Raw genomic sequence first — 20,520 nt, 5'->3', positions numbered from 1 at the left:
ACTAGCTTAAGTCCCAAAGGTGCGATCGCCTGCATCTCCTAATCCTGGTACAATAAATCCCTGCTCGTTGACGCTCTCATCTATAGTCGCAGTGTAAATATTTAAACTAGGATAAGCCACACTCAGTTTTTGTAAAGCTGGCGGAGCTGCTACTACACAAACAATCCTGATCAAGGCTGGATCAACACCTCGTTGTATCAATTCTGACATGGCTGCCATCATTGATCCTCCGGTTGCCAACATCGGATCGGTAATTAACACCCTTGTTTGAGGGTCAAACTTTTCTGGTAATTTGTTTAGGTAACAGGAAGGTTGTAATGTTTCCTCGTTTCGCACTAAGCCAAGATGATAAATCGAAGCCAAGGGTAGCAAGGTTTGTGCCCCTTCTAATAATCCTAAACCTGCTCGTAAAATCGGCACTACTGCCACAGGTACTTGTGGATCGATGAAAGTGGCCGCAGTTGTATCTAAAGGACTTTGCACAGTTGTCTCTAGAGTCGGCAACCACTCTCGTGCTGCTTCATAAGTTAGCCATCTTCCCAACTCTACCATTGCACTGCGAAATAGTACCGAAGGTGTAGCCGCATCACGGGCTACTGCTAGCCAGTGCTTAATTAGAGGATGGGGTGGAACATAAACGCGCAGTTGTACCGTCATAGCCAGGAAAAGGCGACTCTTTACTATATAAGAACTGAAACATCATAATACTCTGTCGCGTCTCCGACTGACAGCTAATACAATTTTAGATTTGGGACTGGGGACTGGGGAACTCGGGGCCCCCTCTGGGGATAAGGGGTAATGGGGATTGGGGAACTCGGGGCCCCCTCTGGGGATAAGGGGTAATGGGGATTGGGAAAAATCAACAACCTCTAGCTTATTGATAATAAATTGCATTAGTAGTTGACAGGTATTCTCAACCAAGGTTATATTGTTATCTAGTGTTCTCCTCTCTTTAAGGATCGGCAGACGGGATTAGCCAGCAGTAGCGGCTCGTCCCTCTTTTTTTGGGCGGAGGAACGCGCTAGCTTCCGTTTTCACCAGCAATTGTGGTTTTACTCTATAAATTGACTCTGCTGTAAGGGACAATGCTGTGTACTGAGAACAGATGCGATCGCAATTTATAAAAGGTTCGCAAATTGGGAACGTAAATTAAGATATTTGTTGGTGCGAAAGCTTTCTATATTGGCAACATTGGGATATTTTTTTAGTTGGCGATCGCAGTTGATCAAAGTAGTTAAGTATTATCTTTTCTGTGAAAAGTAATATCTGCTACATTTTTTCAAGGGATTATGTGGAATATCTAACTATTCAATGGTAATGACGAATTGCATAGATGAGATTTTTGAATTTTGCGTTCTCGTAGCCTGTTGAAATTCAAACTTATTTTAGTGCGAAAACGACTGGAAAAATTTTTCAAGACTAATTGTGCATTTTTAATTGTTTATGACCCGTAATTCTTTGTTTGATGTAATTATCATTGGCTCTGGTATTGGTGGCTTGGTGACAGCAACCCAGCTAGCAGCAAAACGAGCTAAAGTACTGGTACTAGAAAGTTATCTCATTCCTGGTGGTAGTGCTGGCTATTTTGAACGTCAAGGCTATCACTTTGATGTGGGAGCTTCAATGATTTTTGGGATGGGGCAAAATGGCACTACAAATTTACTTACGCGCGCCCTTAATGCTGTAAATGTCAGTGTAGAGACAATTGCCGATCCGGTGCAGATTCATTACCACTTACCCAACGGTTTAGACTTGAAAGTTGACCGTGTTTATGAAAAATATTTGCAAAATCTTACTGCTTATTTTCCTCATGAAACGAAGGGGATTCGTCGTTTTTATGACGAATGCTGGAGAGTATTTAACTGTCTCAACAGCATGGATTTGCTGTCATTAGAAGAACCTCGGTATTTGTTACGGACGTTTTTGAAACATCCTTTAGCTTGTCTGGGTTTAGTCAAATATTTGCCCCAAAATGCCGGAGATATCGCACGCCGCTACATTAAAGACCCAGAATTATTAAGATTTATTGATATGGAATGTTATTGCTGGTCGGTGGTTCCAGCCAATATGACACCCATGATTAATGCAGGAATGGTCTTTTCTGATCGACACTATGGCGGAGTTAACTACCCCAAAGGGGGAGTAGGAAAGATTGCTCAAGCATTAGCCACAGGTTTAGAGAAAACTGGGGGAAAAATTCAGTATCAAGCTAAAGTTAAAAGAATTCTCACCGAACGCGGAAAGGCTGTTGGTGTGGAATTGGTTAATGGTCAAATCTATCGGGGAAAACGCATAGTTTCTAATGCTACACGCTGGGACACTTTTGAAAAATTACTACCTGTAGAGGAAATGCCACGTAATGAGAAAAACTGGCAACAACTATATCAGAAATCACCCAGTTTTTTCAGTTTACATATGGGGGTTAAGCAGTCAGTTCTGCCACCAGGGACGGAATGTCATCATATTTTGCTAGAAAATTGGCAGGATATGACCAAAGCACAAGGTACTATTTTTGTTTCCATTCCTACCTTACTTGACCCTGCTTTAGCACCAGCAGGATATCACATCATTCATGCTTTTACACCAGATTGGATAGATAATTGGCAAGGTTTAACTGAGCAGGAATATGAGAAACGGAAAGAAGCAGCAGCCTGGCGAATTATTGACCGCTTAGAGCAAATTTTTCCTGGTTTAGATGCGGGAATGGATTATTTGGAAGTAGGAACACCCCGCACCCATCGCCGCTTTTTGGGACGAGAAGATGGGACTTACGGGCCAATTCCTCGGCGGAAGTTGCGCGGATTATTGAGTATGCCATTTAATCGCACCGCTATCCCTGGATTGTATTGTGTAGGGGATAGTACCTTTCCTGGTCAGGGGTTGAATGCAGTAGCATTTTCGGGTTTTGCTTGTGCTCACCGAATTGCCGTAGATTTAAGGTTGTGATTTTTGAAAGATTGAGTTAGAACTTTCCGGAAATTGCGATCGCTAGTTGTAAAGTTATCGCGGCAGTATATAATTCTGACGATTTGTCAGATTTGTATTTTTGTAACCACTACTAATTGTTAATTTCTCAATCTTCATTACACAGAAAGTTTTAATTAATGCGACTCACACACAAACACAATATTGTCAAAGCAAGCTGGGTATTAGCCAGCTTTTTAAGTACCTGTTTGTTAGGTGCAACAGTGAAAGCGGCGACAGTAGCTAATTGGCATTTTGATAGCAACCGCAATCATCTTGACTTTACTACAGATGAGACTGTACAACCACGAGTCCAACTTTTGACTTCTACCAGTTTAGCTATCGACTTACCAGGCGTTAACCTGAATTATCCCCAGGTGACTCAAAAGATAGGCCCAGTCACGCAACAAATTCAAATTGGACAGTTTGGCCCTAATAGTACCCGCATCCTGATTACTTTAGCGCCCGGTTACACCATAGATCCAGCCCAAGTCCTGCTACAAGAAAAATCCCCAAATCATTGGTCTGTACAGTTACCCCAACTCACGAGAGTCGCTATTACTCAACCCAGTATTCCACCAGTAATTACTCCAGAGCAACCTATAGTTACTAATAGAAATTTGTTTGCGGGTGTAGTCCCTTTAAATTCATCAATGAAGGCTTTAGAACCGCAAATTCAAGCCTTGATGAGTCGCTACAGTTTCCTCACCACCGGGATGTTTTTCCTCGATTTGGATACTGGCAATTATTTGGATATTAAAGGCGATCGCGTTTTTCCCGCAGCTAGTACAATTAAACTGCCGATTCTCATTGCCTTTTTCCAAGATTTAGATGCTGGTAAAGTCAGGCTAGATGAAAAGCTGACTATGCGCGGCGATTTAGTCACCAACGGTTCGGGAGATATGCAGTATGAACGTGTTGGTAAAAAGTACACAGCTTTAGAAACAATCACCAAAATGGTGACTATTAGTGACAATACCGCCACTAATATGATTATTGACCGCTTGGGTGGCGCTGCGAAACTCAATCAGCGTTTCCGTAGCTGGGGATTGAAAGACACTGTAATTCGCCATCTGTTAGCTGACTTGCGAGGAACCAACACTACCAGTTCTCAAGACATGGCCAGAGTCTTAGCTTTGTTAGTCAATAACAAGCTAGTTTCTCCCGGTAGCAAAGAACAAGCTTTAGATATTCTGCGTCATACCACCGTGCATACTCTGCTTCCTGCAGGTTTAGGTAAAGGCGCAGTTATCGCCAACAAAACTGGAGATATCGGCTTTCTCATTGGCGATGCAGGATTTATCACCATGCCAAATGGTAAGCGTTACCTAGCAGCAATTTTTGTGAAGCGTCCCTATAAAGATACTAGGGGAAGAGACTTTATTCGCCAAGTTTCCCAACTTGTCTACAATTACCTCAATCAGCCTAACCCCGTGGCCACTGGTAATGATCCTACCAGCGTCAACTTCTAGCAAATAGTCGGGTTGTAGAATTTAAATCTTGTAGAGACGCGATGAATCTACAAAGACGCGATTAATCGCGTCTCTACAACCCACAATCATGACGCAAAATTCTTAATCGAACCGTAATGAGGATAAACACAGCCATTAGCTAAGTGTTTATCCTGCTTTTATGTTTATTATGCTGATATATTTTTTACTTTTTCCACGTTAAAAAAATAAGTATTAAAAAAAACTTAAGTAAATCGATGGTTTGTAAAAGTTAGAAGTAATATCTACTACTAACAAAAGCAATGTGTCTTAAATGACATATAGATATATCGCATTAAACCTCATTTATCAGGAATATAGGCGATATATCCTAAAAACGCTTTTGTAGTACATACCTCTTGTAAGTTGAATATCATACAACTTCTACGGGATTTAAACTAGAAAAAACACATAAGCTATGGGTAGCAGTTATCAATACACTTGCGAAAACATCTCTATTGACGGAGATGTAATATCAGCGACTTGTCAAAGACGCGATGGTTCTTGGAACGAAACCTCACTATCCTTAAGGGGAATTGAAAACATTGATGGCATTCTAGAAGTAACTGATCCTTACGCACGTAGTAGTTTTCAGTTAAGTGCGATGAATATCTCTATTGATGGAGATGTACTATCCGCCACTTGCCGCAGAATGGATGGTTTATGGAACGAAAGTTCTCTAGTTTTGGATGGAATTGAAAACATTGATGGCAACCTAGAATATACAGGTAGCCCATAAAGCAGATTTAAGCTGATACGCGCCTAGACCAAATATTCTGGCGTTAGGGTTGTCAAGTATAAACAGTAGAGACGCGATTCATCGCGTCTCTACAACTTTTGACAATCCTGATGAGTAACTATGCAACTTCAATGCGTAACGGTTTAGAGAAAATTATCAGACTAATTTAACTTTACTAGCTGCTCTTGTAGCTTTTTCTCTGGCTTCTTCCACATTTACACCTTTAGCCAAAGCTACTCCCATACGCCGATAAGGATGGGAACTAGGTTTACCAAATAGTTTAATATCTACATCTTTTTGGGCTAATGCATCCGCCACACCTATATAGGTAATAGAATCTGATTTTTCGGACGCTAAAATTACCGCACTAGCTGAAGGGCCAAATTGTTCTATATTGGGAATTGGTAAGCCTAAAACAGCCCGTAAATGTAATTCAAACTCATTGAGATTTTGCGATATTAAAGTCACCATACCTGTGTCATGGGGACGGGGAGAAAGTTCTGAAAAAATCACTTCATTTTTAGTAATAAAAAACTCAACCCCAAAAATCCCGGCTCCTCCTAACGCATCGGTAACTTTTTTGGCAATTTCTTGAGCTTTTAAAATTTGATCTTCAGAGATTCCGGCTGGTTGCCAAGATTCTTGATAATCTCCTCTTTCTTGGCGATGACCAATAGGCTCACAATAAATAGTAGGCGCATTCCACTGTTTAATAGTCAGTAAAGTTATCTCTATTTCAAAGTTAATAAATTCTTCTACAATTACCTTTTGAGTATCACCGCGAGAATTTGCGATCGCATAATTCCAAGCCTGCTCAACTTCATCTTTATTTTGAACTACAGATTGCCCTTTTCCTGATGATGACATCACAGGTTTTAGCACATTCGGAAACCCAATTAAATCAGCAGCTACTTTCAACTCTTCTAGAGAATTTGCATAACCATATCTAGCAGTTCTAATATTTAATCGTTCATTGGCTAAGTCTCTAATTCGGTCACGATTCATTGTGTAGTTAGTCGCCGCCGCAGTCGGAATAACTATTATCCCGCGTTGCTCAAATTCTACGAGTTTCTCAGTTCTGATCGCTTCAATTTCTGGGATAATTAAATCAGGTTGATGCTTGCTGACGATAGCTTCTAAATCATCACCACTCAACATAGAAATCACTTCTGAGCAATCAGCAACTTGCATTGCCGGTGCATTAGGGTAACGATCCACAGCAATTACATAATTACCGAGTCGTTGAGCCGCAATTACAAACTCCTTGCCCAACTCTCCTGCACCCAACAACATTAATTTTTTAGGCAATTTAATTTCATTATGCATGAATTAATCCAAGTGAATATTAACGAGAGAATCTGATAATTTTTATTTTTACGTTTAATTATCATCTGCCGAAGCATTAAATCTAGCACCACGCAGTTGTAAATCTTTACGTTGTTGCGGTGATAAACCAGTCCCATTCCCCAACTGACATTCATCTACTAGTGTATCTAACCAGATAGTCTGGTTGAGGGTTGCACCGCTTAAGTCTGCATTTCTTAAATTAGCTTGGGTGAAATTTACGAATAATAGGTCTGCATTTACTAAAATGGTATTTTGCAAATTTGCGCCTGATAAATTACCCCGAATAAAATTAACTGCTGCTAAATTTAAATTAGATAAATCGGCACCGATTAAATTAGGAAATTTTAATTGGCTGGGATTGACTAAAAATCTGATAATACAGTTTATATTTGCTTCATTGAGGTGCAGTTGAGTTAAAAATTCATACCGTGCAATACCTAATTCTCGGAGAATTTGTAGCCTATACTCTGGAGTTTGTTCTAAAAAATGGATAGCAGAGTCACGGAGATTGTGAGTATAAGTATTTAACATATTCTTTAGATAGATATTAGAGATAACTTTGATATTGACCCTATGAATCTGCTATTTTATGAGCATTATAATTATTTAGTAATACATTAAATCAGTTTATGATTAAACTAAGCTTGAAAGAAGCAAAAAAGATGCGAAAATATGAACGAGTGATTATTTTATCGCAACGGGATACTCATACTGTATTAAGCCTGATTGAGTACCCTCCTGTAGCGAATGCAAGGTTAACAGCAGCCTGGAATCAGCATAAAGAGTTTTTTAGGAAGAATCATGGAATTATTGGATAAGCAATAACACTAATAATTCTTTAACAGTGGTAATCAAACACTAAATTAATTCGTTGCACAAGCCAATTAATTTAAGCATCCATCTCAGCTAATTCCATCCACCTTTCAGTCGCTTTGTCAATCGCTTGCTTGAGCGTTTCCACTTGCTCGTACAATTTTTGTACCTGGCTATAATTTCCCGCCGGCACATTTAATAAAGCTTTCTCCGCTTCAGCTTTCTCAGTTTCTAACTGAGTAATTTTATCTTCCAGCTGTTCAAATTCTTTCCTTTGCCAATTTGACATCCTGCGTCGCTTTTTAGATTCGGAATTTTTTGGCTGAGATGCAGGTTTTTCTACCTTCACCTTGCTGGATTTCTCTTTACTAGCAGCTTCTTGTTGTGCGGCTTCCTCGGCTTTTTTATAGTCAAGGTAAACTGAATAATTACCAGGATATTGTCTAAGAGTTCCGCCTTCTTCAAAGGAAAAAATTGTGTCGATAGTTCTGTCTAAGAAGTAGCGATCATGCGAAACTACAATTACACAGCCTGTGAAATCTTCTAAATAGTCTTCTAGTACCGCTAAGGTTTGCACATCTAAATCATTAGTCGGTTCATCTAAAATTAAAACGTTGGGTGCGCTCATCAGTAAGCGCAACAGAAATAACCGCCGTTTTTCACCACCAGATAGTTTATGAATTGGCGCATATTGCTGATTACCAGGAAATAAAAATCGCTCTAGCATTTGAGAAGCTGTGATTTTAGTCCCATCAGCAATAGAGATAAATTCACCTTCTTCTTTAATATAGTCAATCACACGCTGATTTTCGTTTAAAGCTGTGAGCAATTCTTCCGAATGTTGGTCAAAATAACCGATATGAATTGTAGAACCAATCTCTACATTACCTGCATCTGGCTGCGCTCGTCCGGTAATCATATCCATTAATGTTGATTTACCTGCGCCGTTACCACCAATAATCCCAATCCGGTCTTCGGGACTAAATTCGTAGGTAAAATCTTTAATTAAGGTGCGTCCATTATAGGCTTTAGAAACATTATTAATGGCAATAACTTTTTTGCCAATCCTTCTACTAACTGTAGAAATATCAACTTTACCCTGAGTTTGTTTAAACTCAGTTTCTCGCATAGCTTGAATGCGATCAATTCTGGCTTTTTGTTTGGTGCTGCGGGCTTTGGGGCCGCGTTTGAGCCATTCTAATTCGCGCCGCAATACACCTTGGTGTTTACGTTGGCTACTAATGGCAGATTCTTCCGCTAAAGCTTTCTTTTCCAGGTAATATGAATAGTTACCTGTGTAGGTGTAAATATCACCTCTATCGATTTCAATAATGCGATTGGTGACACGATCCAAAAAGTAGCGATCGTGAGTAATTAAAAATAATGCACCACGATAGCGATTTAAATAACTTTGTAACCACTCTACAGATAGCGCATCGAGATGGTTGGTTGGCTCATCCATCAACAATACATCTGGTTCGGATAGCAAGGCTGTTGCTAAAGCAATCCGCTTGCGATAGCCACCAGATAATGTACCAATGCGGGTATCAAAGTCGGAAATACCTAACTTTGTCAAGATAATTTTGGCGTTGGTTTCTAATTCCCAAGCACCAGTTGCATCCATTTTTTGCATTACCACCGATAGGCGCGACATCAGCTGACTATCTTCGGGGTAGTGCGCTAGTTTATCGGAGAGTTCTTCATACTCACGCACCAAAGCCATGTGTTCGCCACTATCAGCAAAAATCTGCTCCAGAACTGTACGCTTCTCATCTAAATCTGGTTGCTGTGGTAAGTAAATCACCTTAGAACCAGAGCTAACTAAAATTTGTCCGCTATCTATTGGTTCTAGCCCAGCAATCATTTTTAATAAAGTGGATTTACCCGAACCGTTAGTACCAATTAATCCAACTTTATCAGTAGCATCTAAACTAAAGCTGGCATCTTTTAATATTTCCTTAATACCAAAGTCTTTTTTAACAGATTGTAGTGTAATAATGCTCATAAAACTTAGTTATTTATCCTGGCTAATTTGTCATTTGTCAGCCAGGTAGATAAAGCAATTACTTTACCTACCTGGCTGAAATTTAGACAAATAAATCGAGGGGTAAATGTCCATACATTTCGTTGATGCCCTCAGTATTGTATGACTGACAAGAGACTAATACACCACGATGATGACCAGCGTAGGAATCGATATAACACAAGCCATTTTTGCCGTTTAATTTAATATAAACTGGCCCTTCAATGTCAGGTAAATTACTCGGTGCTTCATAACCAAAAGCCTGGGAATAAGTTTTCATGGACAGCTTTCCTGATTCGGCTGTATCCGCACAAATACCCAAAATTTGGTAATCAGAAAGGCTAGTTATGAGAATTAAAGCCCGCCGCACTGAAGCTTTTTCTGATGGCTTGAGGATTGGTGCAATATCTAAACAGTTAAACTTGTTGAGAATTTTTCTTGCGTCTTCAGCCGTGAGATTGGGGTGATTAGGAGTTGACATGAATATGGTTGATGGAGGTTTTTGGTGATTATTTGGATTTGAGGTGGTAATTTCCTACTATACTAAAATGATTTATCCAAATTAGGGCTGACTTTGAGTATTACCTAAGTTGAAAATAAAGGGTACACTATTTTTTGCGTCGTTACCCATCACTAAGACGTTGGGCATTTGAGCGCCGCCAGCTTTCCATGCTTCAATCGCTTCCTTTTGCAAAACTAACTGTCCACCTTGGGCTTTGAGCGTTTCTGCCAACAATCTTTGCGCTTCTGCTTTACCTTTAGCACGATTAACTTCAGCTTGTGCTTCCTGTTCAGCTTCTCTCGCTACATAAACGGCTCTTTGCGCCCGTTGTTCAGCGATTTGCTTTTCTTCGACTGCTCGCGCAAATTCGGGCGAAAAAGTCAAGTCAACTACACTAGTATCTAATACAATTATCCCATATTTATCTAGGCGATCGCCTAATGCATTGTCAAAGTCTTCCTTTAATTCGCTGCGTTTGGTGATTGCTTCTTCTACGGTTCTGCGAGCAGCAGCAATTTTAAAGGCTTCTTGGGTTTGCGGGGCAATGATTTTGGAGACAATATTGGCTAAGGTGCCTTGTTTACGTCTCACCTCTACTACCTGGGTGGGATCGAGGCGAAAGTTAATGGCAAACCGTGCCGATAGATTTTGCAAATCCTTAGTAGAACTCTCTGCCGGCACTTCAAATTTTTGTACAGTTAAATCATATACATCTATTACCGAAATAAACGGTGGTTTAAGGTGGATACCTTCTAATAAGGCTCCATCTCTGGCTTTACCCAAGATACTAATTACTCCAGCTTGACCTGGGTTAATAATAATAAAGGAATTAAATGCAATACTCACCAGGATTGCCAAAAAGACACCTAAAACAGTGGTTTGCCAATTCGCAAATTGCTGATTCTTCAATTGTTCATCTCCTTAATTATCTCCGCAAGTAAATATTTTTATGGGCATGGGGCATTGGGCATGGGGCATTGGTAATTGGTAATTGGTAATTGGTAATAAAAATTTCTCCCTCATCTCCCTCATCTCCCTCATCTCCCTCATCTCCCACGCTCTGCGATCGCCTGGTTCAAATGTCGTGGTAATATCAATTGCACGCAACTGAGACTCATTGTGGCTACAGCATTTAAATCTCATCAGGTATCAAGAAAGCGTAGGCATTCTGTGCATCCCCTCCAGCGTCTTTTGGATTATGGGCATCAGTATCGTAAACAAATTTGGCTGGCGATTGGTTGTTCCATCCTGAATAAGCTGTTTGATTTAGCACCACCCGCTTTAATTGGGGTAGCGGTGGATGTCGTTGTTAAGCAACAGGATTCTATTATTGCTCAGTTAGGGGTAAAAGATGTCTTTGGACAATTTTTAATTCTCTCCCTGCTCACTGCCATCATTTGGATACTAGAATCGGTTTTTGAGTACGCATACGCTCGGATTTGGCGTAATTTAGCGCAAAATATTCAGCATAATCTGCGTCTAGATGCATACAATCATTTGCAAGATTTGGAATTAGCTTATTTTGAAGAACGCAGCACTGGCGGTTTAATGTCCATTCTCAGTGATGATATTAACCAACTAGAGCGGTTTTTGGATGTAGGGGCTAATGATATTATCCAAGTTGCCACAACAGTAGTCATTATCGGTGGTGCTTTCTTTGTTTTGGCCCCTAGTGTAGCGTGGATGGCGATGTCGCCGATGCCGTTTATTCTCTGGGGTTCCTTTGCTTTTCAAAGGTTGCTTGCGCCACGTTACGCCAATGTGCGGGAAAAGGTGGGTTTCTTGAATGCGCGCTTGGTGAATAACTTAAGCGGGATTATGACGATTAAAAGTTTTACCGCTGAAGATTACGAAACTTCCCGCTTAAAGCAAGACAGTGACGCTTACAGGCAAAGTAACGCTAAAGCAATTCAACTTTCTGCTGCCTTCGTACCTCTAATTCGGATGCTGATTTTGGTGGGTTTTACAGCATTACTATTGTACGGCGGTATGGCATCTGTGGCAGGCAAGATGTCTGTGGGGACTTACAGCGTGTTGGTATTTTTAATTCAACGCTTGTTGTGGCCTTTAACTAGATTAGGGGATACTTTTGACCAATATCAACGGGCAATGGCTTCTACTAATCGCGTCATGGATTTATTGGATACACCCATAGCAATTCACCCCGGTGATAGGGCTTTACCTGCAAAGACAGTGCGTGGTGAAGTGGAATTTAAAAATGTGACTTTTGCCTATCAAGATAGATTCCCGGTAGTTAAAAATCTATCTTTGCAAATTCCGGCTGGTCAGACAATTGCGATTGTCGGTTCTACGGGTTCCGGTAAAAGTACTTTAGTTAAACTTTTGTTGCGGCTGTATGAAATCAAAACTGGCAACATTACCTTAGATGGTATTGACTTACAAGATTTAAATTTGCGGGATTTACGCCGCTGCATTGGTTTAGTCAGTCAAGATGTATTTTTGTTTCATGGCACAGTAGCGGAGAATATTGCTTACGGTAGCTTTGCAGCGACTGAGGAAGAAATTATCACAGCGGCGAAGGTAGCAGAAGCCCACGACTTTATTATGCACCTGCCCCAAGGTTATGAGACAATCGTCGGGGAGAGAGGACAAAAATTATCTGGTGGACAAAGACAGAGAATTGCGATCGCGCGTGCAGTGTTAAAAAATCCCCCGATTTTGATTTTAGATGAAGCGACCTCGGCGGTAGATAATGAAACAGAAGCCGCAATTCAGCGATCGCTCGAACGGATTACAGTTAATAGAACCACAATTGCGATCGCACATCGTCTTTCTACCATCCGTAATGCTAATTGCATTTATGTCATGGAACATGGGAAATTAGTAGAGTCTGGAACCCATGAGCAATTGCTAGAACAAAACGGTGTTTACGCTAGCCTCTGGCGCGTACAATCTGGTTTGAGATAAAGTCAACCTCACCCCCAACCCCTCTTTGCAAGCAGAGAGGGGAGAATTACGAATTACGAATTACAAATTACGAATTATTTATGTTTTTTGGTAGTACCCAACCGGAATCAGGCGATAGTAAATGGCGTAGTCAATTAGAGAGATTTGTCAAAGCAAATCAACCAGAATTGGCGGCGCTGTTTTGGGGACTGTGGTTAGAAAATGGTAACAGTCAGGGTACTATTGGTATTGATTTACAGCCAGCACCGCATTTTGTTTATTGTCCAAAAGATGAGGTAGAGAAATTAAATAGTCGGGTTGAAAATCGACTGCAAGAAATTATAGGAATTATTGAGAATCATCAACCAGAAGTAGAAGTGGTGATGATTGGTATTGGTAAAGGTGAAATTAAGTTAATTCAATTTGCGCCAGAACCACCACCACCAGCTTGTTTTGAGCAAATTGGTAAAGATGTCGATAGTTTATTGGAATTGTTAGAACAACGGATGCGAGAACAGATTGCTTTGTAAAGCAGAGGAAAACAGAATAATTCTGCTTACCTCTGCGCTAGTTTTTATCTCATCATTTGTGCCAAGCTGTGTAGAAATCTGGATAGTTTAGATTATTGGCACAATGCCAGATAATATGAAATACAGCATCGTAGCGATAAGAACTATTTTTAGCAAACGGTTGGCTGAGGTAGCCTTTTAAAGCTGTAATGACTTGCGGTAGATGTTCGCTGCGGAGGATTTTTGTCAAAACATCAGCTATATCCATTAAATAAGATTCATAGCATAACTGAGTAGTGGCGTTATTATTGCAGCAGTTCTTATTGTCATCATCCTGCGTAAAGGTTTGAATGAATTGGATAAGAGTAGTGATAACTTCGTTGAGTTTGTCTCGCACCAATTTGTCACTGCAATCAAGTTGTTCAAAATTATGAACTGCAATAATTAAAAATGATGCATATTTATACGGATTGTTTTGTGCTATCTGGCATAAAGTAGCGATCGTTTTTGGATTAGCAGGATCAATTTTTATCAGGTTTTCGCTAGCATACATCTGCACCCACTCACTCTGAGTAGTTTCCAGAAGCCGAGATAAGGTGTTAATTACTAGTATATTCCCAGGAATTAACTCTCCTAAATAGACAGCAGCAATACAACAAATAGACTCATCCTCAGTTGTGACAATTTTTTCTATTAGTGTAGTGATCGCTATTTGATTACCAGGATCAATTCTACCTAAGCTCCAAGCTGCATCGCATAATATGTAATCATTGTTAGTGGCAAAAATCAATTCAATTAAACTTGCAATAACAGCTTGATTTCCAGCGCCCAGACTTCCCAAATCCTTAACTGCTATATTAAGATAAGAATGATTTTGAGCAGTCTTAATCAGTTGAACTAAGGCGTTAATTGCCAGTTGATGACTGGGGTCGATTTCTAACAACTTCTTAGTTGCTGCCCATGCAATATATTTGGCATACTCTGGATCTGCTGGGGATTGTCCTAGATTTTTTACTAACTCGCATAAAACATTAATAGCAACTTTGTTACCTGGATCGATTTCCAGCACATATGCAGCTACGGAATTTATGAGAGATATACTCGCAGAATTTTCCAGAAGATAAATTAAAGCCTGGATTACAGCAGCATTACCGGGATCGAGTTGCCAAAGTACTTTAGCTGCATCTAAACAAATTCTATCGCCTTGGTTGATTTGCAAGAATTTGACGAGAGATGCGATGGCTGCGCCAACGTCTTTGACGAACGCAGTTTGATTACCGACAGCGATTTTTCCTAAAGTTGCGATCGCCTCCCAGCAATTATACTTGTTTGGCGTTGTCTCCATAATTTGAATTACAGATGCGATCGCACTTTCACTGCTAACAGCTATTTTCTCCTGATTTGGAACCGAATGTAGTAGCGCCAAAGCTGCAAATGCACTTTGATTACCCGGATCGAATTGTGCTAATTTCTCTGCTGCTAGGCGCATAATTGTGCGACTTTCAGTAGTATGAACTAAATCCACAAAGGCAGCAACTACACGGTTTTTATCGGTTAATTCCAGAGTTTTTCTAGCTGCTTTAACTAGAGGTTTTGGAACTATTTGCCAATCTCGCTTATCCTGACGAAAATAGCCATAACTCCATTTCAGCAGTTGTGCAACAATCGCATCCCCTAAACTGCATTCCGGGAAGTAAGCTAAAGCTTCAGCAGCCAAGAAGTAGGCGCGGTAACGATAAAAATCGCCGCAATTATCATCAAAATTTATTAAAGCCTGGATAAATTCTTCTTTTTGCGCCTTAGATACATCCTCTCGCCTAAACCAGTACAGAATTTCAGCTTTCCACTCTGGCTCAAAAATGCGGTAATTACCTTGATTTAGAAGAGTGCGTTCGTCAGAGAAGTTGGCGCAGCCATCGCAGTTAAAGAAATATTGCCAATCATGCATAGCCTCCTATCCACTTTACAACGTGGGACGAAAGGGACTTGAATTGGATTTTGCTACATCACTTGGCTGCCTGTCAAGTCTTAGTGCCTAACCTCTTTGTAGTAAGACTCAATTCACTTGCGATAAAATGGCTTTTCTTGGGAAACCTAACAAATATGGCTGGTAATTTAATACCCGCCTGGTTTCCTAAATCTTGCGAATGTTTATGCAACAGTTAAAAAATAAAGTAACGAATAAATTAGAACGAATATTAGAGCAAAATTTAGTACCCCGTTTAGTCAAGTGGGGAGAATACTTAGAAAATAAAATTAGGCGTTACAAGCATCAACAACTGAAGCCGCAATTAAAATTTTGTGGTGCAGATGTGCGATTTAAGCGAGATATCAAAATTGAGCATCCACAAAATGTTTCTCTAGGGAATAAAGTTTATATTGGCCCGGATGTTTTATTAGATGGTCGTGGTGGCATCACAATTGGCGATAATAGTACAATCGGATTTAACGTTGTTATCCTGTCTGCAAATCATGATTATCAAAGTAATGAACTGCCCTATGAATATAATGTTTATATTCATAAACCAGTAGTTATTGGTCGTAATGTTTGGATTGGTGGTAATGTTCTCATTGTTCCTGGCGTGACAATTGGAGATGGAGCAATTATCGCAGCTGGTACAGTTGTCACTGGCAATGTTGAGCCTTTAGCAATTGTTGGTAATCAACCGATGAGAACTATTAAATATCGCGATAAAGAACATTATCAACGCCTTGCAAGCGAGCAAAATATTAGCTAAAAACTAGGGTCTATATCAATACTGCTCGGTTAAGGATTGTCAACTCTTAATTTGGTTTGGGGAAAAGGTGAAAGGGTAAGGGTTAAAGGTTTTTTCTTGTCCCTTTTCCCCTTCGCCTTTTGCCCTTAACCGACAAGTATTGAGGTCTATATAAGACTCATATTTAATTTTGAATTATATGTAGGGTGTGTTGTCGCGCAGCGCAACGCACCAAAGTCTCGAATACGGTGCGTTATCACGAAGTGTAACGCTACTGGACTGTCTAGACTAAAATAGTGCATGAAAAAACTTTTGTAGGATGGGTGTCTCACCCCTCCTGGGCGGACAAGATGTCCACCCCACAAGAAAATTATATTGCCACATTTTAGCCATGCCACGCCACTACATATACTGAGATTTTTTCGGAAATTAAATCGGATTCCTATAGAAGAAAGATTTTCTGTAATTTTCTAATTGAATGATGCGTTCGCCTTGGCGAACGCATCCTACGTCTTAATTACGAATTACGAATTACGAATTACGAATTAGTAATTAAACTATTTCCACGCTTTACTTGAAGTCTTGCAATCATTCGCAATCCTGGGGGTGTGGAAAGAGTTAAGCCACGGCGTACAGGAGACACAGGACGTTTATTTACTAATGAAACTTGAAAATGTGACAGAATTGTTGCTAAAACAATTTTCATTTCGTATTGAGCAAATGCTAACCCGATACAGCGACGATTACCACCACCAAAAGGTAAGTATTCGTATGGGGAAAATTGCCTTTCTAAAAAGCGTTCTGGGCGAAATTGATCAGAATTTGGGTAAACTGCTTCGCGATGATGCGCTAAATAAATGCTGGGAACAATGAAGGTTCCTACAGGTAATTTGTAACCCATAATTTCAATTGGATATTTTGCCACCCTCAGAAAACCATTGATCACAATTGGATAAATCCGCAATGTTTCTTGACAGACTGCTGTTAAATAAGGCAACTTAGCAATGCTACTCGCATCAGGATTGACACCAAGGGTATCTAGTTCTTGTAGTAACTTTTCTTGCACTTCTGGTAATTGGTCAATCCAATAAAAAGCCCATGTTAATGCAGAAGCAGTAGTTTCATGCCCTGCAACCAATAATGTCATTAATTCATCACGTAATTCTAAATCTGACATTGGTTGTCCGTCTTCATAACGAGCCGCCATCATCAAACTGAGGATATCTTGACGATTGTGGTTAGATTCAGCCCGGCGTTCTTGAATCAAAGCATAAATTAATTGGTCAATTTTTTGCAGTTGGCGGATTATCCTACCCCAAGGACTCCATGCACCTAAATCTTGTCGCATAAATTTAAACAAGAAGGAAGCAAACAGCACAGGAGAACCGATAAAATCTAGCAAAGAACTGAGCAATTGCCGCAGTTCTTGAAACCGCTCACCTTCATCCAAACCAAACACTACTCGTAAAATGACGCGCAAGGTAATTTCTTGCATGGAGTTACGGATATTGAAAGGCTTACCAATCTGCCATTCGTTACTTATCTGTTCAGCAATTTCACGAATATCTTGGCCGTAAGCCCGCATTCTTTCACCATGAAAGGGCGGGGTTAATAGCTGCCGTTGGCGTTGGTGGCGATCGCCATCAAGTAAAATTACAGAATTATCACCTAACAACAATCTTAAAATTCCGTCCCCCCCACCAGTCTGAAAATAACTCGGATCGGCAGTAAAAATCTCCTCTATCGCTTGGGGATGGCTAAAATATACTAGATGGTTAGCACCCTTACTCCAAACAGTGAATGAATCACCGTAGATTTTGGCAAAACCTTCTAAATATTGCACTGGTTGAGTCACAAACTTGAAAAGCCTTTGCCAACGCGGTAGTTTTGGCCCATCAGGTAAGCTGTAAGTGAGTGTCATATAAAATTCCGAGGATGAGATAAGTTTCGGCTTTTATTGTTACAAGTTTTTCTAATATTGAGGGCGGAAAAATCCCTCGCAAGATATGAGTATTTGCTACTAATTAATTGCCAAATTCTATTAGAATAAAGTTAAACTGATACGCGTCGAGATTGTAAATTTTTACATTTAGACCGTCTTTAGTCATTGGTCATTTGCCTTTTGTGTTGGCAAAAGACGAAAGAGATTGCTGGCTGCTGGGAATTGTAAGCAAGTGTTAGCAAAATAAGTAGTGGAGGCACAAAGCAGTATATTCTTATATGGCAGCGTCGGAAGTTAAAAAGTGCCAAACATCATTGCTATACTCAACGGTAAAGGAGGTGTCGGTAAAACGACTACCGCAGTCAATCTGGCTGCAAACTTTGCCCAAAAATACAATGTAATTCTGATTGACGCAGATATTCAAGGTTCTGCCAGTTGGTGGTTTGGGCGCAATCAGAATGGTATGGGGTTTGATCTATCTCAAGAAACAAATCCGCAACTTTTAGGTGATTTAAGAAAGCTAACAGGTTACGATTTAGTAATAGTGGATACGCCTCCGGCGCTGCACTCTGAAGCATTGGCGACGGTAGTAGCGATCGCAGATTATCTCGTTTTACCCACACCCCCAGCACCAATGGATCTAACCGTCTTAATTGAGACAGTCAGAAAAGCTGTCATTCCTTTGGGAGTTCCCCATCGGGTGCTGCTTACCAAAGTCGATCCGCGGAGTGTTGGGGAAGCAGTTGAGGCGCAAAACACCCTCACGCGATTAGGAATCCCCGCTTGTAAAACCTTTATCCGCGCCTATAAAGCGCACGAGAGAGCAGCACTTGAGGGTGTGGCGATTACTCAATGGCGAGGTAAACACGCACTGGAAGCGCAGTTAGACTATCGTCGTGTAGCTAATGAATTACAGCTTGATTGGAGGAATAATGGTTAAAAAACGTCTATCTGATTTATTACAAGAAGAAGCACAAAAATTTACGCCGTCTGAAGGTGAAACAGCGATTGAGGTAACTGCTGAAGCTGTTAGCGAATCAGCAGAAACATCAACGCAGACACCTGATTCATCAACTACAGCTAGGCGTTCCACACCCACCAAGGCTGATTTAGAAAATACTATTAAAGAGCTAAAAGAAAGTCTGGAAAAATCTCACGCCACAGAAACCAACCTCCAAAAACAAGTTACAGATTTAGAATCAGCTGTATCTGAACAAAAAGCATTAGCTACAAAGCTCACAAAAGAACTTGAGGAAGCTAAACAAGCTGCTTTACATCTAGCAGAATCTAACTCAAAGCTGATAGAAGAAATTAATTCTTTGAAAGCTGAACAAGAAAAATTTGTAGAAGCTAATTCGCAGCTTGTAGCCCAAAGTAATGCTTTAAAGCAACAACAAGAAACTTATAAACCAGTAAAACAGACTCATGGTCAAGACTATTATAGAAAATCACATAGATCATCAGAAAGATTAGCGATCGCACAACCAGATGAACCAGAAGATAGTTCTTCGCAGATGTGGTTGCTTGATTGATAATGCTTCCCGTGAATTCTATATAAAAGGGTGTGTGAGGCGTAGCTGTAACGCAGTACCTCTGGCAAAATAGGGATGCGTTACGCTGACGCTAACGCATCCTACGTTTTTAAAATTCAGGGGTATTGCGGCCAAATTCTAAAATGTTTTTAGCGGTGATTTGTGGTTGTTCTAGGTGAGGAAGATGCCCACAATCTTGTATCCATAAAAGTTGACTGTGGGGAATTGCGCGTTTAAATCTTTGAGCATCTTTAGTACCCAAAATTTTATCGGAGTCACCCCATAAAATTAGTGTAGACTGCTGAATTTCGGCTAATTTTTTAAATCTAAAAGCGCGATAACCACCACTTTTAGTAAAAGCAATTAAAGCTTGACTCCAGTTTGGCATTTGTAGGTGTAATGCGGCACAATCTACACCATCATTGGTTACCAATTGTTGAGCTTTATAAGCTGCGCGAGAAATGCGATCGCGCACTTTGGGATTACGCAAAAATTCTGTGGCGAAGTAATCCAAAGGGGGAAACATGAATTTGCTTAATGGTGAACCACCCTGCAAACCTGCACTATCCATTAACACTAGTTTGTTTACCGCTTCAGGATAGGTGAGTGTAAAGTCAATTGCTGCTGCACCCCCCATTGATGCACCAAGCAAAATTACAGGTTGGTTAATGAGGGTTTTCCAAAAATAATAAAGATGAGTTTTAATTGCAGTGGGACTATAGTTAATTCCAGATAGTCTTTCTGTAAAACCAAAACCCAATAAATCCACAGCCCAAGTTTCATTTTCTGCGGCTAATAATGGGAGTAGTCGCCGGAATTCTAAAACTGAACTATCAAAGCCATGAATTAATAAAATTGGTACACCACCACTACCTTGATGTACATAGGTAGTATTGATTGGTTGAGTAGCCAGAGGAGTGGCGATCGCCTGAGATTGAATACTTTGAGCAAGTGCGATCGCAGCAGGTTCTTGTAGTTGCCCAACGGCTGTAGGTAAAAAACTTCCAAACATAAACTTCAGTTTACCATACTGTT

19 protein-coding genes are annotated in these 20,520 nt (G+C 40.3%); 9 read left to right on the top strand and 10 right to left on the bottom strand.

The features are described from left to right. Nucleotides 1-6 precede the first annotated feature (6 nt). Nucleotides 7-657 (bottom strand): uracil phosphoribosyltransferase, encoded by a 651-nt coding sequence (upp, locus tag HGR01_RS25000; RefSeq protein WP_045873176.1) that lies wholly within the window; start codon nucleotides 655-657, stop codon nucleotides 7-9. Nucleotides 658-1,443: 786 nt separating this feature from the next. On the opposite strand from upp, the gene crtH reads away from it, so the two are divergent. The 3 genes from crtH (at nucleotide 1,444) to HGR01_RS24985 (ending at nucleotide 5,193) form a co-directional block, all read left to right on the top strand. Then, nucleotides 1,444-2,946: a carotenoid isomerase gene (crtH, locus tag HGR01_RS24995; protein ID WP_045873174.1), complete on the top strand. Its 1,503-nt coding sequence runs from the start codon at nucleotides 1,444-1,446 to the stop codon at nucleotides 2,944-2,946. Between the two features lie 158 nt (nucleotides 2,947-3,104). Continuing rightward, complete coding sequence (locus HGR01_RS24990; protein ID WP_045873173.1) at nucleotides 3,105-4,436, top strand: serine hydrolase; 1,332 nt, start codon at nucleotides 3,105-3,107, stop codon at nucleotides 4,434-4,436. A 436-nt stretch (nucleotides 4,437-4,872) separates the two neighbouring features. After that, nucleotides 4,873-5,193 (top strand): CVNH domain-containing protein, encoded by a 321-nt coding sequence (locus tag HGR01_RS24985; protein WP_052335348.1) that lies wholly within the window; start codon nucleotides 4,873-4,875, stop codon nucleotides 5,191-5,193. A 156-nt stretch (nucleotides 5,194-5,349) separates the two neighbouring features. Here the strand turns inward: HGR01_RS24985 and purT are convergent, their stop codons facing one another. Next, the gene (gene purT, locus HGR01_RS24980) at nucleotides 5,350-6,519 is read right to left on the bottom strand and encodes a formate-dependent phosphoribosylglycinamide formyltransferase (protein ID WP_045873172.1); all 1,170 of its coding nucleotides are present in this window, start codon (nucleotides 6,517-6,519) and stop codon (nucleotides 5,350-5,352) included. A 54-nt stretch (nucleotides 6,520-6,573) separates the two neighbouring features. Then, nucleotides 6,574-7,071, bottom strand: coding sequence for a pentapeptide repeat-containing protein (locus tag HGR01_RS24975; protein WP_045873171.1), 498 nt, complete (start codon nucleotides 7,069-7,071; stop codon nucleotides 6,574-6,576). A gap of 98 nt (nucleotides 7,072-7,169) precedes the next feature. Between HGR01_RS24975 and HGR01_RS24970 the strand changes: the two genes are divergently transcribed. Continuing rightward, on the top strand, nucleotides 7,170-7,358 hold the full coding sequence (locus HGR01_RS24970) for a DUF1778 domain-containing protein (protein WP_052335347.1): 189 nt from the start codon (nucleotides 7,170-7,172) through the stop codon (nucleotides 7,356-7,358). Nucleotides 7,359-7,429: 71 nt separating this feature from the next. Here HGR01_RS24970 and HGR01_RS24965 read toward each other — a convergent pair whose 3' ends face one another. The 4 genes from HGR01_RS24965 to HGR01_RS24950 all read right to left on the bottom strand — a co-directional run bounded on the left by HGR01_RS24965 (nucleotide 7,430) and on the right by HGR01_RS24950 (nucleotide 10,935). Beyond that, nucleotides 7,430-9,358, bottom strand: coding sequence for an ABC-F family ATP-binding cassette domain-containing protein (locus tag HGR01_RS24965; RefSeq protein WP_045873170.1), 1,929 nt, complete (start codon nucleotides 9,356-9,358; stop codon nucleotides 7,430-7,432). An 82-nt stretch (nucleotides 9,359-9,440) separates the two neighbouring features. Continuing rightward, nucleotides 9,441-9,857: a DUF1824 family protein gene (locus HGR01_RS24960; RefSeq protein ID WP_045873169.1), complete on the bottom strand. Its 417-nt coding sequence runs from the start codon at nucleotides 9,855-9,857 to the stop codon at nucleotides 9,441-9,443. A gap of 81 nt (nucleotides 9,858-9,938) precedes the next feature. Then, nucleotides 9,939-10,787 carry a prohibitin family protein gene (locus HGR01_RS24955; protein ID WP_045873168.1) on the bottom strand — a complete coding sequence of 283 codons (849 nt, stop codon included), beginning with the start codon at nucleotides 10,785-10,787 and terminating at the stop codon, nucleotides 9,939-9,941. 16 nt (nucleotides 10,788-10,803) lie between these two features. After that, nucleotides 10,804-10,935, bottom strand: coding sequence for a histidine kinase (locus tag HGR01_RS24950; RefSeq protein ID WP_096621777.1), 132 nt, complete (start codon nucleotides 10,933-10,935; stop codon nucleotides 10,804-10,806). A gap of 62 nt (nucleotides 10,936-10,997) precedes the next feature. Between HGR01_RS24950 and HGR01_RS24945 the strand changes: the two genes are divergently transcribed. Together HGR01_RS24945 and HGR01_RS24940 are read left to right on the top strand one after the other, a co-directional pair. Beyond that, nucleotides 10,998-12,806 carry an ABC transporter ATP-binding protein gene (locus HGR01_RS24945; RefSeq protein WP_045873167.1) on the top strand — a complete coding sequence of 603 codons (1,809 nt, stop codon included), beginning with the start codon at nucleotides 10,998-11,000 and terminating at the stop codon, nucleotides 12,804-12,806. Nucleotides 12,807-12,886: 80 nt separating this feature from the next. Beyond that, nucleotides 12,887-13,315 carry a hypothetical protein gene (locus HGR01_RS24940; protein ID WP_045873166.1) on the top strand — a complete coding sequence of 143 codons (429 nt, stop codon included), beginning with the start codon at nucleotides 12,887-12,889 and terminating at the stop codon, nucleotides 13,313-13,315. Nucleotides 13,316-13,367: 52 nt separating this feature from the next. Here the strand turns inward: HGR01_RS24940 and HGR01_RS24935 are convergent, their stop codons facing one another. Then, complete coding sequence (locus HGR01_RS24935; protein WP_045873165.1) at nucleotides 13,368-15,242, bottom strand: HEAT repeat domain-containing protein; 1,875 nt, start codon at nucleotides 15,240-15,242, stop codon at nucleotides 13,368-13,370. A gap of 205 nt (nucleotides 15,243-15,447) precedes the next feature. Here HGR01_RS24935 and HGR01_RS24930 point away from each other — a divergent pair, with 205 nt between their 5' ends. After that, complete coding sequence (locus tag HGR01_RS24930) at nucleotides 15,448-16,032, top strand: acyltransferase (protein WP_052335352.1); 585 nt, start codon at nucleotides 15,448-15,450, stop codon at nucleotides 16,030-16,032. A 517-nt stretch (nucleotides 16,033-16,549) separates the two neighbouring features. On the opposite strand, the gene HGR01_RS24925 is transcribed toward HGR01_RS24930, so the two are convergent. Next, nucleotides 16,550-17,932, bottom strand: a complete 1,383-nt coding sequence (locus HGR01_RS24925; protein WP_045873164.1) for a cytochrome P450 — start codon at nucleotides 17,930-17,932, stop codon at nucleotides 16,550-16,552. Between the two features lie 322 nt (nucleotides 17,933-18,254). Here HGR01_RS24925 and HGR01_RS24920 point away from each other — a divergent pair, with 322 nt between their 5' ends. Then, nucleotides 18,255-18,893 carry a ParA family protein gene (locus tag HGR01_RS24920; RefSeq protein ID WP_045873163.1) on the top strand — a complete coding sequence of 213 codons (639 nt, stop codon included), beginning with the start codon at nucleotides 18,255-18,257 and terminating at the stop codon, nucleotides 18,891-18,893. Next, nucleotides 18,886-19,485, top strand: a complete 600-nt coding sequence (locus HGR01_RS24915) for a hypothetical protein (protein ID WP_045873162.1) — start codon at nucleotides 18,886-18,888, stop codon at nucleotides 19,483-19,485. The genes HGR01_RS24920 and HGR01_RS24915 overlap by 8 nt, the downstream gene beginning before the upstream one ends. A 109-nt stretch (nucleotides 19,486-19,594) precedes the next feature. Here the strand turns inward: HGR01_RS24915 and HGR01_RS24910 are convergent, their stop codons facing one another. Next, nucleotides 19,595-20,497 carry an alpha/beta fold hydrolase gene (locus HGR01_RS24910; protein WP_045873259.1) on the bottom strand — a complete coding sequence of 301 codons (903 nt, stop codon included), beginning with the start codon at nucleotides 20,495-20,497 and terminating at the stop codon, nucleotides 19,595-19,597. Between the last annotated feature and the right edge of the window lie 23 nt (nucleotides 20,498-20,520).

It is taken from the genome of Tolypothrix sp. PCC 7712 (genome assembly GCF_025860405.1).
In the GTDB taxonomy this organism is placed as follows: domain Bacteria; phylum Cyanobacteriota; class Cyanobacteriia; order Cyanobacteriales; family Nostocaceae; genus Aulosira; species Aulosira diplosiphon.
Note: the sequence above shows the minus strand (reverse complement) of the source record. Positions and strands in the feature narration are given on the sequence as shown.

Coding starts and splice junctions, on each gene's coding strand:
- HGR01_RS24940 (WP_045873166.1), top strand. CDS start 12,887: ATGTTTTTTGGTAGTACCCAACCGGAATCAGGCGATAGTAAATGGCGT.
- HGR01_RS24970 (WP_052335347.1), top strand. CDS start 7,170: ATGATTAAACTAAGCTTGAAAGAAGCAAAAAAGATGCGAAAATATGAA.
- HGR01_RS24985 (WP_052335348.1), top strand. CDS start 4,873: ATGGGTAGCAGTTATCAATACACTTGCGAAAACATCTCTATTGACGGA.
- HGR01_RS24935 (WP_045873165.1), bottom strand. CDS start 15,242: ATGCATGATTGGCAATATTTCTTTAACTGCGATGGCTGCGCCAACTTC.
- HGR01_RS24925 (WP_045873164.1), bottom strand. CDS start 17,932: ATGACACTCACTTACAGCTTACCTGATGGGCCAAAACTACCGCGTTGG.
- upp (WP_045873176.1), bottom strand. CDS start 657: ATGACGGTACAACTGCGCGTTTATGTTCCACCCCATCCTCTAATTAAG.
- HGR01_RS24990 (WP_045873173.1), top strand. CDS start 3,105: ATGCGACTCACACACAAACACAATATTGTCAAAGCAAGCTGGGTATTA.
- crtH (WP_045873174.1), top strand. CDS start 1,444: ATGACCCGTAATTCTTTGTTTGATGTAATTATCATTGGCTCTGGTATT.
- HGR01_RS24960 (WP_045873169.1), bottom strand. CDS start 9,857: ATGTCAACTCCTAATCACCCCAATCTCACGGCTGAAGACGCAAGAAAA.
- HGR01_RS24915 (WP_045873162.1), top strand. CDS start 18,886: ATGGTTAAAAAACGTCTATCTGATTTATTACAAGAAGAAGCACAAAAA.
- HGR01_RS24975 (WP_045873171.1), bottom strand. CDS start 7,071: ATGTTAAATACTTATACTCACAATCTCCGTGACTCTGCTATCCATTTT.
- purT (WP_045873172.1), bottom strand. CDS start 6,519: ATGCATAATGAAATTAAATTGCCTAAAAAATTAATGTTGTTGGGTGCA.
- HGR01_RS24910 (WP_045873259.1), bottom strand. CDS start 20,497: ATGTTTGGAAGTTTTTTACCTACAGCCGTTGGGCAACTACAAGAACCT.
- HGR01_RS24930 (WP_052335352.1), top strand. CDS start 15,448: ATGCAACAGTTAAAAAATAAAGTAACGAATAAATTAGAACGAATATTA.
- HGR01_RS24965 (WP_045873170.1), bottom strand. CDS start 9,358: ATGAGCATTATTACACTACAATCTGTTAAAAAAGACTTTGGTATTAAG.